Source organism: Streptomyces sp. YS-3 (genome assembly GCF_045257485.1).
Taxonomy (GTDB): domain Bacteria; phylum Actinomycetota; class Actinomycetes; order Streptomycetales; family Streptomycetaceae; genus Streptomyces.
This window is the reverse complement of sequence record NZ_JBJHPC010000143.1, coordinates 1-13,624: the sequence shown is the minus strand read 5'-3', so window position 1 is coordinate 13,624 and position 13,624 is coordinate 1. Positions and strand designations below refer to the sequence as shown.

The 13,624-nt window shown below is 69.6% G+C and carries 14 protein-coding genes, 1 pseudogene and 1 riboswitch; of the genes and pseudogenes, 8 read left to right on the top strand and 7 right to left on the bottom strand.

The window, feature by feature from the left end; all coding sequences use genetic code 11:
* Positions 1-1,021, top strand: a 1,021-nt coding sequence (locus tag ACJA3G_RS14705; protein WP_406553413.1) for a metallophosphoesterase, incomplete at its 5' end; no start/stop codon positions are given.
* A 172-nt stretch (positions 1,022-1,193) separates the two neighbouring features.
* The gene (locus ACJA3G_RS14700; protein ID WP_406553412.1) at positions 1,194-2,039 is read left to right on the top strand and encodes a hypothetical protein; all 846 of its coding nucleotides are present in this window, start codon (positions 1,194-1,196) and stop codon (positions 2,037-2,039) included.
* A 198-nt stretch (positions 2,040-2,237) separates the two neighbouring features.
* Here ACJA3G_RS14700 and thiC read toward each other — a convergent pair whose 3' ends face one another.
* A complete protein-coding gene (thiC, locus tag ACJA3G_RS14695) occupies positions 2,238-4,016 on the bottom strand; it encodes a phosphomethylpyrimidine synthase ThiC (protein WP_406553411.1) in 1,779 nt (592 codons plus the stop codon).
* A riboswitch (TPP riboswitch) is annotated at positions 4,009-4,143 on the bottom strand. (Overlaps the previous gene by 8 nt.)
* A gap of 71 nt (positions 4,144-4,214) precedes the next feature.
* Here thiC and ACJA3G_RS14690 point away from each other — a divergent pair.
* Positions 4,215-5,549, top strand: coding sequence for a YibE/F family protein (locus ACJA3G_RS14690; protein ID WP_406553410.1), 1,335 nt, complete (start codon positions 4,215-4,217; stop codon positions 5,547-5,549).
* A 58-nt stretch (positions 5,550-5,607) separates the two neighbouring features.
* Here the strand turns inward: ACJA3G_RS14690 and ACJA3G_RS14685 are convergent, their stop codons facing one another.
* From ACJA3G_RS14685 to ACJA3G_RS14670, 4 genes are all read right to left on the bottom strand, one after another.
* On the bottom strand, positions 5,608-6,045 hold the full coding sequence (locus ACJA3G_RS14685; protein ID WP_406553409.1) for an SsgA family sporulation/cell division regulator: 438 nt from the start codon (positions 6,043-6,045) through the stop codon (positions 5,608-5,610).
* A gap of 96 nt (positions 6,046-6,141) precedes the next feature.
* Positions 6,142-6,912, bottom strand: coding sequence for an IclR family transcriptional regulator (locus ACJA3G_RS14680; protein ID WP_406553408.1), 771 nt, complete (start codon positions 6,910-6,912; stop codon positions 6,142-6,144).
* A 188-nt stretch (positions 6,913-7,100) separates the two neighbouring features.
* A complete protein-coding gene (locus ACJA3G_RS14675) occupies positions 7,101-7,319 on the bottom strand; it encodes a DUF5326 family protein (protein WP_406553407.1) in 219 nt (72 codons plus the stop codon).
* Positions 7,320-7,471: 152 nt separating this feature from the next.
* Positions 7,472-7,789 carry a cupin domain-containing protein gene (locus ACJA3G_RS14670; protein ID WP_406553415.1) on the bottom strand — a complete coding sequence of 106 codons (318 nt, stop codon included), beginning with the start codon at positions 7,787-7,789 and terminating at the stop codon, positions 7,472-7,474.
* A gap of 50 nt (positions 7,790-7,839) precedes the next feature.
* On the opposite strand from ACJA3G_RS14670, the gene ACJA3G_RS14665 reads away from it, so the two are divergent.
* The 4 genes from ACJA3G_RS14665 to ACJA3G_RS14650 all read left to right on the top strand — a co-directional run bounded on the left by ACJA3G_RS14665 (position 7,840) and on the right by ACJA3G_RS14650 (position 10,984).
* On the top strand, positions 7,840-8,220 hold the full coding sequence (locus tag ACJA3G_RS14665; protein ID WP_406553406.1) for a phage holin family protein: 381 nt from the start codon (positions 7,840-7,842) through the stop codon (positions 8,218-8,220).
* A gap of 10 nt (positions 8,221-8,230) precedes the next feature.
* Positions 8,231-9,379, top strand: coding sequence for a cystathionine gamma-lyase (locus ACJA3G_RS14660; RefSeq protein ID WP_406553405.1), 1,149 nt, complete (start codon positions 8,231-8,233; stop codon positions 9,377-9,379).
* Positions 9,380-9,566: 187 nt separating this feature from the next.
* Complete coding sequence (locus ACJA3G_RS14655) at positions 9,567-10,463, top strand: LysR family transcriptional regulator (RefSeq protein WP_406553404.1); 897 nt, start codon at positions 9,567-9,569, stop codon at positions 10,461-10,463.
* A gap of 38 nt (positions 10,464-10,501) precedes the next feature.
* Complete coding sequence (locus ACJA3G_RS14650) at positions 10,502-10,984, top strand: NUDIX domain-containing protein (protein WP_190092022.1); 483 nt, start codon at positions 10,502-10,504, stop codon at positions 10,982-10,984.
* Positions 10,985-11,052: 68 nt separating this feature from the next.
* Here ACJA3G_RS14650 and ACJA3G_RS14645 read toward each other — a convergent pair.
* Positions 11,053-12,177 (bottom strand): annotated as a pseudogene (locus ACJA3G_RS14645) (globin domain-containing protein); the annotation flags it as partial.
* Between the two features lie 165 nt (positions 12,178-12,342).
* Positions 12,343-12,972: an HAD family hydrolase gene (locus ACJA3G_RS14640; protein WP_406553403.1), complete on the bottom strand. Its 630-nt coding sequence runs from the start codon at positions 12,970-12,972 to the stop codon at positions 12,343-12,345.
* 232 nt (positions 12,973-13,204) lie between these two features.
* Between ACJA3G_RS14640 and ACJA3G_RS14635 the strand changes: the two genes are divergently transcribed.
* Positions 13,205-13,624, top strand: a 420-nt coding sequence (locus ACJA3G_RS14635; RefSeq protein WP_406553414.1) for a GNAT family N-acetyltransferase, incomplete at its 3' end; no start/stop codon positions are given.

The following is a 13,624-nucleotide window of genomic DNA, read 5'->3' as shown; positions in this document are numbered from 1 at the left end:
GCCTCCACCGCCGCACCCGCCCGTGCCCGTGCACCCGGCGGAGCCGTACCCCGCGGAGATCCACCCGGGGAACGTCTTTCCGGATGACGGGCCGCCCGAGGGTTACACCCCGACCGCGCGCGACCTCCCGGTGATCAACCGGGGGGACACCGTGCAGGTCCGGGTGGAGAGCGAGCCCGCTCCGGCACCCCTGCCGGACGGTCTGGGACCGCTCTTCGTCGTTGGTGACGTCCACGGTTACCTCGACGAACTCCTGGCCGCCCTGCGCGAACAGGGGCTGATCGACGTCGACGGCAACTGGGCCGCGGGCAACGCCCGCCTCTGGTTCCTCGGCGACTTCACCGACCGCGGCCCCGACGGCATCGGCGTCATCGACCTGGTGATGCGGCTGTCCGCCGAGGCCGCAGCCGCCGGCGGCTACTGCAAAGCCCTCATGGGCAACCACGAACTGCTCCTGATCGGCGCCAAGCGCTTCGGCGACACCCCCGTCAACTCCGGCGCGGGCACCGCCACCTTCCAGGCCGCCTGGCTGCTCAACGGCGGCCAGAAGGCCGACATGGACCGCCTCCAGGACGTCCATCTGCAGTGGATGTCCCGCCTCGACGCCATCGAGCAGGAGGACGGGCATCTGCTGATGCACTCCGACACCACCGCGTACCTGGACTACGGCGACTCCATCGAGGCCGTCAACGACACCGTGCACGCGCTGCTCACCCGCAACGACGCCGACGAGTGCTGGGATCTGTTCCGCAAGTTCACCAAGCGCTTCGCCTTCCGCGACGAGGCCGGCCCGCAGGCCGCACGCGAACTGCTCTCGGCGTACGGCGGCCAGCGGGTGGTCCACGGACACAGCCCCATCCCCTACCTCCTGGGCGAAGTGGGCACCGAAGACGGCGAGGAAGACTCCCGTCCGGTCGTGGAAGGTCCGCATGTGTACGCCGACGGTCTCGCCATCGCGATGGACGGTGGGGTGACCATGGCCGGAAAACTGCTGGTCGTGCAGTTGCCTCTGCATGACTGACGCGTAATCGGGAAAGCACCGGCTCGTGCGGTGGCAAGGTGATTTCGGAAACACCCTGTCACCCCGTGCCGTAACCGCTCTACCATCGGCTTATCCGTAGCAGGCTCTCCTCCGTTTCCGCCCGATTGCCCGTTCGTCAGGCGGGCTTTCCGGCCCTACGGAGCATCGGGGGATGCACATGAACAGCGCTCCGCACCTGCTGACCGAGGACCGCCCGGAGTTCGAGCGGATCCTCGACGACGCACTGCGCACCGCGCCCGACCGGCCCGAGCTGGCCGGTGTAGGAGTACGGCTCAACACCGAGCAGTTGCGCACCATGGTGCTCAACGCGGGTGCCCTCGTCTCGGCCGCCGCGGCGGCCGAGTACGACCACTACGTCAGGGTGCGGGAGGAGCTGCGTGCGCCCTCCACGCCTGCGCTCACCTCGGAACGCGGCTCCGTGATGACGCCGCCGGTGGTGGACAGCCCGGATTCCACCTCGGGAGCGGGCGTCGGCGCGGTCGTCGCGGTGCTCGCGCCGGTCCTCGCCGGAACCGCAGCCGCGATCTTCCTGCTGGTGGGTTACATCCTCAAGATGCTCGACCCGCAGCCCGCCTTCGCCAACACGTTACTCACCGCGGGCTGGTTCTTCGGCGCCCTCACCGCAGCCGCGATACTCGCCGCCGCGGTCAGCCTTCTGACGACCGCGCTACGCAATGGGTCCACCCAGGTCGTCGCCGAGCCGGAGGAGGGCGAGGGGGGCGACGAGAGAGCCCAGGAGGTCTCCCGGGCTCGTGAGGCATGGCGCCATGCCCTGGTGGAGCGGGGTATCTACCCGTTCCTGCGCGAGGCGCTGGCCGACCCCGGCTCCGGTCGGGGCGCGTCGGCGCGCCGCACACCGGGCCGGATGCCCAGGCTCGGCTACGACCGGCCCGACTTCGACAGTCCGGGCGATCCGTCCTCGGGGACCCGGCCCAGCTTCACCAGTCCGGACTTCACCAGTCCCGACTTCGGGGGCCCCGACCACCAGCCGGAGTGAGCGGCTTGAGGGCGCTGTGTTTCACGTGAAACCAACGGAGTTACGACGCCCCGTACGTTTCACGTGAAACCACGGCCCGCGCACGGGACTCTCGTCGCGTGTATGGCCGTGGTCGCGCTGGAATCCCCCTACGCATGTTTCACGTGAAACACAGCTCCCCAACGGGCCCGTGTTTCACGTGAAACGTATGTGCGTACGTCAGTCCGCGATCGGCAGATAGACGCGGTTGCCCGCCGCCGCGAACTCGGCGGACTTCTCCGCCATTCCGGCCTCGATGTCCCCCGCCGCCAGATCTCCGCCGTGCTCACGCCGGATGTCCTGGGAGATCTTCATCGAGCAGAACTTCGGCCCGCACATCGAGCAGAAGTGAGCGGTCTTCGCCGGCTCCGCGGGCAGCGTCTCGTCGTGGAACTCCCGGGCGGTGTCCGGGTCGAGGGCCAGATTGAACTGGTCCTCCCAGCGGAACTCGAAGCGGGCGTCGGAGAGCGCGTCGTCCCACTCCTGCGCGCCCGGGTGTCCCTTGGCGAGGTCGGCCGCGTGGGCCGCGATCTTGTAGGTGATGACGCCCGTCTTCACGTCGTCGCGGTTCGGCAGGCCCAGGTGCTCCTTGGGCGTGACGTAGCAGAGCATCGCGGTGCCCCACCAGGCGATCATCGCGGCGCCGATGCCCGAGGTGATGTGGTCGTACGCGGGGGCGACATCGGTGGTCAGGGGGCCGAGCGTGTAGAACGGCGCCTCCTCGCAGATCTCCTGCTGGAGATCGATGTTCTCCTTGATCTTGTGCATCGGGACATGGCCCGGGCCCTCGATCATCGTCTGGACGTTGTGGCGCTTGGCGATCGTGTTGAGCTCGCCGAGCGTGCGCAGTTCGGCGAACTGCGCCTCGTCGTTGGCGTCCGCGATGGAGCCCGGACGCAGGCCGTCGCCCAGGGAGTACGTGACGTCGTAGGCCGCGAGGATCTCGCAGAGCTCCTCGAAGTTCTCGTACAGGAACGACTCCTTGTGGTGCGCCAGGCACCATGCCGCCATGATCGAGCCGCCGCGCGAGACGATGCCGGTCTTGCGGCGCGCGGTGAGCGGCACGTACCGCAGGAGCACCCCGGCGTGGACCGTCATGTAGTCGACGCCCTGCTCGGCCTGCTCGATGACCGTGTCCTTGTAGATGTCCCAGGTCAGCTCCTCGGCCCGGCCGTCGACCTTCTCCAGTGCCTGGTAGAGCGGCACCGTGCCGATCGGGACGGGGGAGTTGCGCAGCACCCACTCGCGGGTGGTGTGGATGTTGCGGCCGGTGGAGAGGTCCATGACCGTGTCGGCGCCCCAGCGGGTGGCCCACGTCATCTTGTCCACCTCCTCCTCGATGGAGGAGGTGACGGCGGAGTTGCCGATGTTGGCGTTGACCTTCACCAGGAACCGCTTGCCGATGATCATCGGCTCGATCTCGGGGTGGTTGATGTTGGCGGGGAGCACCGCACGTCCGGCCGCGATCTCCTCGCGGACGACCTCGGGGGAGACGTTCTCGCGGATCGCGACGTACTCCATCTCCGGGGTGATCTCGCCCCGGCGGGCGTACGCGAGCTGGGTGACGGCCTGGCCGTCGCGGCCCCGGCGCGGCTGGCGCGGGCGGCCCGGGAACACCGCGTCGAGGTTCTTCAGTCCGCCGCGCGGGGAGGTGTGCTTGATGCCGTCGTCCTCGGGACGAACGGGCCGGCCCGCGTACTCCTCGGTGTCGCCGCGCGCGATGATCCAGTTCTCCCGGAGGGGAGCGAGGCCGCGACGGACGTCCGTCTCGATGGTCGGATCGGTGTACGGACCGGACGTGTCGTACAGCGTGACGTCCTTGCCGTTGGTGAGGTGCACCTGGCGCACCGGCACCCGGAGGTCGGGGCGCGAGCCCTCGACGTACCCCTTGTGCCAGCCGATGGACTTCCCGGCCTCGTTCTGGTTCGAGGCAGGCGTGCGTGCGTCCTGAATGGTCATGAGACCTACTCCCTACGCCGGCATTACCCGGTAACAGGTTCGGCGGTCGGCGCAGCCGCTTCCGTACGGTTCGTACGGCTTTCAGCGCCCTCTCAGCCCGGTGCTCCGAGCTCCCGCGTGTGCAAAGGTGCCACCACGCTAGCGTCATCCCCAGCGCGCTGAACAGAGGGGCCCCGCCGCTGTTGCGATGATCGGGTGGTGACGTCAGCAGAGCAGCACCCCGAAGGCTCCCCCGGACCTCCGCCCGGCCACGCCCATGGGCACACGCACAGCCACGGTCCCGCGACACCGGTCTCCAAGCATCTGCGCAAGGTGATCGCCGCTGTACTGATCCCGTTCTCCATCGCGGTGCTCGTGGGTCTGGCGGTGTTGTGGCCCGGCGGTACCCCTTCCCATCAGCGCACCGGGGTCGGCTTCGACCGCCAGACCCAACAGGCCAAGGTCGTCGCCCTCCAGAAGCTCGACTGCAAGTCGGTCAACGCCGGTCAGACCCCGCCGGCCGGAGACACCTCGCCCCCCGGCGGCCAGGAGGGCTCGCACGCCCGGCAGGGCCAGTGCGCCAAGGCGACCATCGAGGTCACCAGCGGCAAGGAGAAGGGCCGCACCTTCACCGAGATCGTCCAGCCGGACGCCCCGCGCCAACTCCACAAGGGGCAGGGCGTGATCGTCGCGTACGCCCCCGACGCCCCGCACGACCTGCAGTACTCGGTGACCGATGTGAACCGGCGGTTGCCGATGGCGCTGCTGGCCGGCATCTTCGCGCTCGTGGTGGTGGTCGTGGGCCGGCTGCGCGGGGTGATGGCTCTCGTCGCGCTGATCGTCTCGTTCGCCGTACTGACGCTGTTCATCCTCCCGGCGATCCTCCAGGGCTCCAATCCGCTGCTGGTCGCCGTGGTCGGGTCGAGCGCGATCATGCTGATCGCCCTGTACATGTGCCACGGTCTCTCGGCGCGTACGTCGGTCGCCGTACTCGGCACACTGGTCTCGCTCGTCCTGATCGGGCTGCTCGGGTCGCTCTTCATCGGCTGGGCCTCGCTGACCGGCAACACCGACGACAACACCGGTCTGATCCACGGGCTCTACCCGGACATCGACATGTCGGGTCTGCTGCTGGCCGGCGTGATCATCGGCTCGCTCGGGGTGCTCGACGATGTGACGGTCACCCAGACGTCGGCGGTGTGGGAGCTGCACGAGGCCAACCCGAGCATGGGCCCGCGGGGGCTGTACCGGGCCGCCATCCGGATCGGCCGCGATCACATCGCCTCGGTGGTCAACACCCTTGTCCTGGCGTACGCGGGTGCGGCGCTCCCGCTTTTGCTGCTGTTCTCGATCGCCCAGAGCAGTGTGGGGACGGTGGCCAACAGTGAGCTGGTCGCCGAGGAGATCGTCCGGACGCTGGTGGGTTCGATCGGCCTGGTGGCGTCGGTTCCGGTCACCACGGCCCTCGCGGCGCTGGTGGTCTCCGCCGACCGCCCGGCCGTGGCGACCCGTGGGCCGGGGCGGGGCGGCCGGGGCCGACGACGCAAGAAGTAGGCCCCGGCACGGGTCCCAGTCCAGAGCCGGACGCCTGACCTGGCCAACTGGGCTGCTCTCAGCCCGCGTTCTGCTCCTCCGCCAGGATCCGTCCCAGCGCCTCGTCCAGATGTCCGTCGAAGTCGCCGGTCGCGCGCTCCTGTCCGAGCGGGACGAGCTTGTCCGAACGGTCGAGGAACGCCACCAGGGGACCGGCGCCGGCCCGGAAGTTCGCCCGTTCGCCGCCCACCTGGAGGTGGATGTGGACGTCGCGGAGCTCCTCGCCTCCGGCGGGCTCGATGCGCACATCGCCGTCGCCCGTGGGGCTGTTGATGCCGTCGAGCAGCAGTTCCCGCCCGAATGTCCAGGTCACGGGTTCATCGCCGGGGAGGTGGAAGGTCATCCGGACCGCGTAGGGATCATCGGCGCGGTAGGTGAGCTCCACCGGGATCCTGAAGGAGAGCTCATCGGAGACGAGAAAGCTCATCATGACCTCTGCCAGGACCTCACGCATCATCTACCCCGCTGTAGCTGAAATGGCCAGTAATGGTCCATCCTGGCCCTCTTGACGCCATCGTGCTGGAAGCACTACCGGATCACAAGGAGTGAGTTTTCAGATACTGATAGAGAAGGCCAGTGAGCTGAGGAGACGACCCACTTCGCCACGCAGTTGCTCGATGGCCGGAATTAGGCGTTCTTGCTGGTGAAGCGGGAGAGAGATGGCCATCGTCGCGGCTCCGGACCCGGCTGTGATGGGGATGGCTGCGCAGACCGTGCCGAGGGCATACTCCTGTCTTTCGACCATCGGTTGCATACGCTCCGTAGCCGCGAGGCGGTCCAGCAGGGCACGGCGGTCCCGTACGGAATAGGGCGTGATCGAGCGGACCGGGTGGCGGTCCAGATGGTCCTCACGGGCCTTCTCGTCGAGCTGGCTCAGCAGGCACTGCCCGATGGCGTGCGCGTGCCCCGTCTCCCGGAAGTCGGCCCACTCCTCCACCGCCGGGGCCGACGGCGTGTCGGCCACTCCGGCGATCTCGATCTCACCTTCGCGGTAGACCGCGAAGTACACCGGGACCCCGATGGCATCCCGCCACTCCGCGAGGGACCGACTGATCTTGGTGCGACGATTCTGCATGGCCCCACCGCTCGCCAGCCGCTCGGCTGCCTCACCGAAGACGAACACGCCGTGCTCCCGGCGCAGATAACCCTCGTGGGTGAGGGTGCGCAGCAGGTGGTACGCGGTGGGGAGCGGCAGCCCGGCCTCCCGGGCCAGTTGTTTGGCGGGGGCGCCGTCCGCATGGGTTCCCACGGCCTCCAGCAGGCGCAGCGCCCGCTGGACCGAACCGATCAGGGTAGGGACACCGGCGTTCGCAGCCGTGGCCACAGGTCACCCCCAGGCGTGCTGACGGGCGAGGAGCCCGCCCGAGGCAGCAGAGGTTTTCACCTTAACGGCCGCCTCCGGCGCCATGAGGGGTTTGGCTTCCGCGTCCCTCAGCCGGGCTAATCCCGGGTCGTTCTGTACGAGTGCTGTGCCGTCGTGGGACCGCACCCGTACCGAAGGCGCGCCGTCTTCTACCAGTCGCCGCGCGAGGACGTGGAGGACATGAACCGCCTGACGACGTAGATGAGACCGCCGACCAGGGCCACGAAGACCAGCACCTTGAAGAGCAGTCCGAACAGGAAGCCGACCACGCTGGCGATCAGACCGCCGAATACCACCAGGGCGATGACGGGCACGGCGACCCACTTCACCCACCAGGGCATCCCCGCGAATATCTCCCGTGCCGCCATCGTCCTTACCTCTTCCGTACTCGTGAATCTCCTGGAGTCTCGGGCTGCTGCCTCCGACACCCTCGATGCTAGGGGCGCGAGGGTGCCGAACGGGGCCGCCGCAGCCCTTGCTCTCCCCTGACCGGACCCCTAGGGAGAACCAGGGGCCGCCCTCAGCTCTCAGGCGGAGAGAACACGACCAGAACCCGCAGGTCCTCGGCGATGTGATGGAACCGGTGGGCGACTCCGGCCGGCACATAGACGACGCTGCCGCGCGCCACCTCGGTGGTCTCCAGACCGACCGTGACGGACGCCCGGCCGCTCACCACGAAGTAGATCTCGTCCTGGGCGTGCGGCTGCTGCGGGTCGTGGTCGCCCGCGTCCAGCGCGTACAGCCCTGCCGACATGTTCCTTTCCCGCAGAAACTGCAGGTACGCGCCATCGTTCGCGGCGCGCTCCGCCTCGAGTTCGTCAAGCCGGAAATGCTTCATCGCCATCCGCCCCTGCACTGGTACCGATCATGTCTGCCACGATCAGACACATGAAGAATTTCGTAGTCAAGACGCTCGCCAACGCGGCGGCCCTGGCCGTGGCCATCTGGCTGCTGCACGACATCACGCTCACCGGGGACAGCACCGGCAAGAAGGCCCTGACGCTGATTCTGGTGGCGCTGGTCTTCGGCGTGGTGAACTTCGTCGTCAAGCCGGTGGTGAAGCTCCTCTCCTTCCCGCTGTTCATCCTCACGCTCGGCCTGTTCACCTTCGTGGTCAACGCGCTGATGCTGCTGCTCACCTCGTGGCTGGCCGGAAAGCTCGACCTCACCTTCCACGTCGAGGGCTTCTGGACCGCTCTGCTGGGCGGCCTGATCATCTCGATCGTGTCCTGGGCGCTGAACGTCGCCCTGCCGGACGACGAGGACTGAGGAGAGCGCGATGACCTCCGGTGTGAACCCTTCCCAGGCGCCGGGGGACGGCACCAGAGCGGTGCGGGCCGGACTGCCGGACCCGGTGGCGTACGAACCCTCGCTGCCGGGGCCGGTGTTCGCGGCCCACTTCCATCTCCCGGGAGAGGCGGTGGGCCCCTACACCTACGGACGTGACACCAATCCGACGTGGACCCATCTGGAGCGTGCCCTCGCCGAGCTGGAGTCCCCCGACGTGCCCGCCGAGGCGGTCGTCTTCGCCTCCGGCATGGCCGCGATCTCGGCGGTGCTGCTCTCCCACGCGCGCGTGGGCGACGCCGTGGTCCTGCCGGACGACGGCTACCAGGCGCTGCCCCTGGTGCGCGAGCAGCTCGCGGCGTACGGGGTCGAGGTGCGGGTCGCGCCGACAGCCGGTGACGCCCAGCTCGGCGTCCTGGACGGCGCGGCGCTCCTGTGGATCGAGACGCCCTCCAACCCGGGCCTGGACGTCTGCGACATCCGGCGTCTGGCGCGGGCCGCCCATGACACGGGCGCGCTGGTCGCGGTCGACAACACGCTGGCGACCCCGCTCGGTCAGCGCCCGCTGGAGCTCGGCGCGGACTTCGCGGTGGCCAGCGGCACCAAGGGCCTCACCGGCCACGGCGATCTGCTGCTCGGCTATGTGGTCTGCCGGGATCCCGAGCTGGCCGCGCGCGTACGCAGGTGGCGCAAGGTCGTCGGGGCGATCCCCGGCCCGATGGAGGCCTGGCTGGCGCACCGCTCGCTGGCCACGCTCCAGCTGCGCGCGGACCGGCAGTCGGCGAACGCGCTGGCCGTCGCCGAGGCGCTGGCGCGGCGCCCCGAGGTGAGCGGAGTACGCCATCCCGGGCTTCCCTCCGACCCCGCGCACCGGCAGGCGAGCGCGCAGATGCGCCGCTTCGGCTGTGTCGTCTCCTTCGACCTGCCCGACCGCGCCCACGCGGAATGGTTCCTGGCGGCGCTGCGGCTCGTGGACGACGCCACCAGCTTCGGCGGGGTGCGCTCCACGGCCGAGCGGCGCGGGCGCTGGGGCGGTGACAAGGTCGCGGAGGGCTTCATCCGCTTCTCGGCCGGGGCCGAGGACACCGCCGACCTCGTGGCCGACGTACTGCGGGCGCTGGACGAGGCCGCCGGGGCATGAAAAGGGCGGTCCGAGCCTCCCCCCTCGTGGTTCGGACCGCCACGGCTCCCGTGTGAAGAGCCTTGCGCACAAGGCTAGTTGACTCTGTGTCAGTGTCCAATCACGGTAGCGACAGAGACCTATCGACATATTTATAGTTGTGTCCGGCGGGGGACGTCATGAGGAGGTTCGGGACGGGAGGGCACTCATGGACCTCGCCCTGCTGCGGACGTTCGTCACCGTCCACCGCGCGGGCTCCTTCACCCGCGCCGCCGCCCTGCTCGGTCTCTCCCAGCCCGCCGTGACCAGCCAGATCCGCACGCTGGAGCGGCAGTTGGGGCGCCCGCTGTTCCTGCGCCAGGCGCGCGGGGTGACGCCGACGACCGTCGGCGACGAACTCGCCCAGCGGGCCGCCCCGCATCTGGACGCCCTGGTCGAGATAGCGGAGTCCGGCTCGTACGAGGACTCGGGCGTACGCACTCTCCACCTCGCCGGGCCCCCCGAGTTCACCTCGCTGCGCGCCCTGCCCACCCTGACCTCGCTCATCCCGCAGGGGATCGCCCTGCGGGCCTCCTTCGGCAACGCCGAGGAGACCCTGGAGGGCCTGGCCGCGGGCCACCACGACCTGGCCATCGCCACCGCCCGGCCCCGCGGCCGGCTGCTCTGCGCGACCCCGCTCTGCGACGAGGAGCACGTCCTGGTCGCGGGGGTGCGCTGGGCCTCACGGGTCGCGCCGGGGGCGCTACGGCGCGGCGGTCCCGGCGCACTGGAGCACATCCCGGTGGTGGAGGTGCACGAGTCGCTCCCGTTCGTCTCGCGCTACTGGGCCGCGGTCTTCGACACCAAGCCGGCCGCGGCGGGCACGGTGATCGCGCCGGACCTGCGGGCGGTCATGGAGACGGTGACAGCGGGCGCCGGCCTGGCCGTACTGCCGCGCTATCTGTGCGAGGGGACGCTGGAGCGCGGCGAACTCGTGGCCCTGCTCGACCCTCCGGTGCCACCGCTGCGGACCTACTTCCTGGCGGTGCGCACCGGCACGCTGGCCCTGCCGCACATCGCGCGGGCGCAGGAGTGGCTGCTGCGCGCCGCGGTCGACTGGAGCTGAGGAGTTTCGCGGAGGCCGCCATGGGCCACATTTCTCCCATGACCGTCCGACCCGTGGTCAAGCGCACCGCACGAGCCGTCCTGCTGGACGGCGACGACCTGATCCTCATCAAGCGCACCAAGCCCGGCATGGATCCCTACTGGCTCACCCCCGGCGGCGGCGTCGAGCCGGAGGACTCCACCGTCGTCGAGGCCCTGCACCGCGAGGTGCACGAGGAACTCGGCGCGAAGATCACCGACGTGGTGCCCTGCTTCGTCGACACCGTCGAGCACATCGGCGCCGACGGCGGTGCGACCGGTGTGAAGGTGCAGCACTTCTTCGTCTGCCGGCTCGACTCCATGGACGAATCCCTGCGGCACGGCCCCGAGGTGGAGGAGCCCTGCGGCGAGTACGAGATCGTACGGATCCCGTTCACCCGCGTCGGCATCGCCTCCGTCCACCTCGTGCCGCTGTCGCTCCGGCACTACCTGGACGGCAACATCGAGGGCGTCCGCGCGATGCACGCGCCCGACCTGGGCTGATCCCCCGCCGGGCGCGGCAGCCCCCGGCGCCGCGCCCCGGGCGCCACGGCCGTGGACCGTGGCGCGCCTCAGTGGTTCGCCGCGACCAGCTCCTCGACGGAGTCGTGCCGGATGCGGTCCGAGGGGATCCCGATGTCCCGGAGCGTGGTCACCCCGCTGCGGATCATCCCCGGCGGTCCGGAGACATAGGCGTCGTACGAGGTCCACGGCCCGTACTCGCGCACCGCCTCCGGGAGCCGCCCGTCGAGTCCCCGGCCAGGACCGCCCGAGACGACCGGCCGCACCGACAGCCAGGAGTGCGCCTGCTGGAGCCGCATGAGGGTGTCGATGTCGTACAGGTCGTGGTTGCTGCGGGCCCCGTAGAAGACCTCGACGGGGCGCCGCTCACCGCACCGGGCGACGTCCTCGACCAGCGCCTTGATGGGCGCTATGCCGGTGCCGCCGCCGAGGCAGAGCAGGCCGTTGTCGGTGCTGTGGTCGACCACCATCGACCCGGCGGGCGCCCCCAGCCGCAGGGTGTCCCCGGGGCGGGCACGGTGGACCAGCGCGCCGGAGACCCAGCCCGCCGGTACCGCTTTGACGTGCAGCGACAGCAGCCCGTCGCTGCGGGGCGCGGAGGCCAGCGAATAGTGCCGCCAGACCCGCGGCCACCAGGGCGTCTCCAGCGTCGTGTACTGCCCGGCCAGGAAGGGGTACGGCTGGTCGGGACGAAGGGTGACCACCGCGATGTCCGGGGTCCTCAGGTCGTGCGAGACGACCTCGGCGTACCACCAGGGCGGCTGGAGCCGCTCGTCCTCGTCCGCCGCGTCGATCATGATCTGCGACATCGTCGTGTACGCCCGGATCCAGGCGCCCTGGGTCGCCTCGTCCCAGGTGTTCCCCGCGTACCGGACCAGCGCCCCGATCAGCGCCTCTCCGACGGCCGGGTAATGCTCGGGCCGGGTGCCGTACTTACGGTGGCCCCGGCCCAGTTGGCGAAGATATTCAGTGAGTGCGGCGGTGTTCTCCAGATGCTCGGCGGCCGTGAGCAGCGCCTTGAGCAACCGGTCCCGCTGGGCGTCCATCGCTGCCGGAAAGAGCGTGCGCAGCTCCGGGTCGCCTATGAAGAGCAGAGCGTAGAAGTACGACGTGACCTTGTCCGCTAAGGGTGCGATCTCCGCGAGAGTGCGGCGTATCAGCACAGCGTCGGTCGACGTGTTGGTCGGAGCGTTCATCCTGTGTCTCGCCTCGAACCTCTGGCCGCAGTTGCCGACGTCCGGGAGTTCCGTCACTCCCGTACCGGAGCATGTCAGCTTCATGGAGGGCGCGGGGACAAATAGCAGGAATGCCGGGTATCCGAACCGGCATTCCCGTTAGGCTCATGGGATCTGTGCCAGCGCGTAGGCCTCACGGAGGTCGCCCCCGGAGTAGGTGTGCGTGGCCCTTCCGGCGAGATGGCGGTCGGCGTTGACGGCGACCGACACGGGCACCGCGGCGAAGAGATCCACGTCCGACATGGAGTCGCCGTAGGCGACACAGTCCGCCGGATCCACGGCGAACCGGGCGCGCAGCCGCTCCGCGATCGTCACCTTCGCCGCCGCGCTGAGGATTCCCGCAGGGTCCACGGGCCGGGTGAAGGGCACCTCGGGGAAGAGTGAGCCGTGCGCCGCGTGCGCTCCCCACTCCAGCAGCCGCTCGACGAAGAACGACGGCGAGAGCGAGATCACGGCGCAGTAGTCGCCGCCCTCCCGGATCTCCCGCCACACCTCCCGGATCCCCACGAGCCAGGGCGCCGAGTCGAAGGCGGCCGTCACATGTTCCGGCGTCAGCCCCGACCAGAGCGCGTGCACCCGGGCCGCGTACTCGGGCGGGCCGATGAGCCCCCGGGACAGCTCCCGCTCCAGCTCACCGACCTCCTCCAGCAGCCCGAGCTGCCGGGATATCTCCACCGGCGCGGCGGAGCCCCGGATGAGGCTCCCGTCGAGATCGAAGAGATGAAGTCTCGCCATGAGCGCCGAGGCTAGTACCCCCGGTCACGCCCGCGCACCGGGGCTCCCGGTCCGGTACCGAGAAGCCGTCCGGCGACTCGGTGTTTCACGTGAAACCACGCGTCCACAGGCCCCCGGGCCATGTTTCACGTGAAACATCCCGGACGAAGGCTGACAGAGCGTGGCCGAAAGCAACGTGCTGTATGCGCAAAACGGTGGACGGGGCATGGGTTCATCGGACAGCCTGATCTCCATGCCCTCACCGCTCGACGAACTTCCGATCCGCCGCCTGACCATTGACGACCTCGTTTCCTGCGCCGACCTCTCCGAGAACCGCGGCTGGCAACGCGAGGAACACAAATGGGGCCTGCTGCTCACCGCGGGAACCGGCTACGGCATCGACGACCCGGACGGCAAAGGGCTGGTCACCGCCTGTGTGGTCACCTCGTACGAGGATCTCGCCGCCATCGGAATGGTGCTGGTGGCCGAGAAGTACGCACGGCAGGGCGTGGGGCGGCGGCTGATGCGGCACGTTCTGGGGGAGCTGGGCGACCGGCCGGTCACGCTGCACGCCACGGCGTACGGACAACCGCTCTACGAACAGCTGGGCTTCGAGACCACCGGCCGCGCCGAAATGATCCGTGGCCACTTCCGCCCCTCCGGCCCCGCCCCC

What these genes read in the sequence shown, in the direction of transcription:
- ACJA3G_RS14700 (WP_406553412.1), top strand. Translation starts at nt 1,194, where the DNA reads ATGCACATGAACAGCGCTCCGCACCTGCTGACCGAGGACCGCCCGGAG.
- thiC (WP_406553411.1), bottom strand. Translation starts at nt 4,016, where the DNA reads ATGACCATTCAGGACGCACGCACGCCTGCCTCGAACCAGAACGAGGCC.
- ACJA3G_RS14685 (WP_406553409.1), bottom strand. Translation starts at nt 6,045, where the DNA reads ATGATGCGTGAGGTCCTGGCAGAGGTCATGATGAGCTTTCTCGTCTCC.
- ACJA3G_RS14675 (WP_406553407.1), bottom strand. Translation starts at nt 7,319, where the DNA reads ATGGCGGCACGGGAGATATTCGCGGGGATGCCCTGGTGGGTGAAGTGG.
- ACJA3G_RS14670 (WP_406553415.1), bottom strand. Translation starts at nt 7,789, where the DNA reads ATGAAGCATTTCCGGCTTGACGAACTCGAGGCGGAGCGCGCCGCGAAC.
- ACJA3G_RS14665 (WP_406553406.1), top strand. Translation starts at nt 7,840, where the DNA reads ATGAAGAATTTCGTAGTCAAGACGCTCGCCAACGCGGCGGCCCTGGCC.
- ACJA3G_RS14660 (WP_406553405.1), top strand. Translation starts at nt 8,231, where the DNA reads ATGACCTCCGGTGTGAACCCTTCCCAGGCGCCGGGGGACGGCACCAGA.
- ACJA3G_RS14655 (WP_406553404.1), top strand. Translation starts at nt 9,567, where the DNA reads ATGGACCTCGCCCTGCTGCGGACGTTCGTCACCGTCCACCGCGCGGGC.
- ACJA3G_RS14650 (WP_190092022.1), top strand. Translation starts at nt 10,502, where the DNA reads ATGACCGTCCGACCCGTGGTCAAGCGCACCGCACGAGCCGTCCTGCTG.
- ACJA3G_RS14640 (WP_406553403.1), bottom strand. Translation starts at nt 12,972, where the DNA reads ATGGCGAGACTTCATCTCTTCGATCTCGACGGGAGCCTCATCCGGGGC.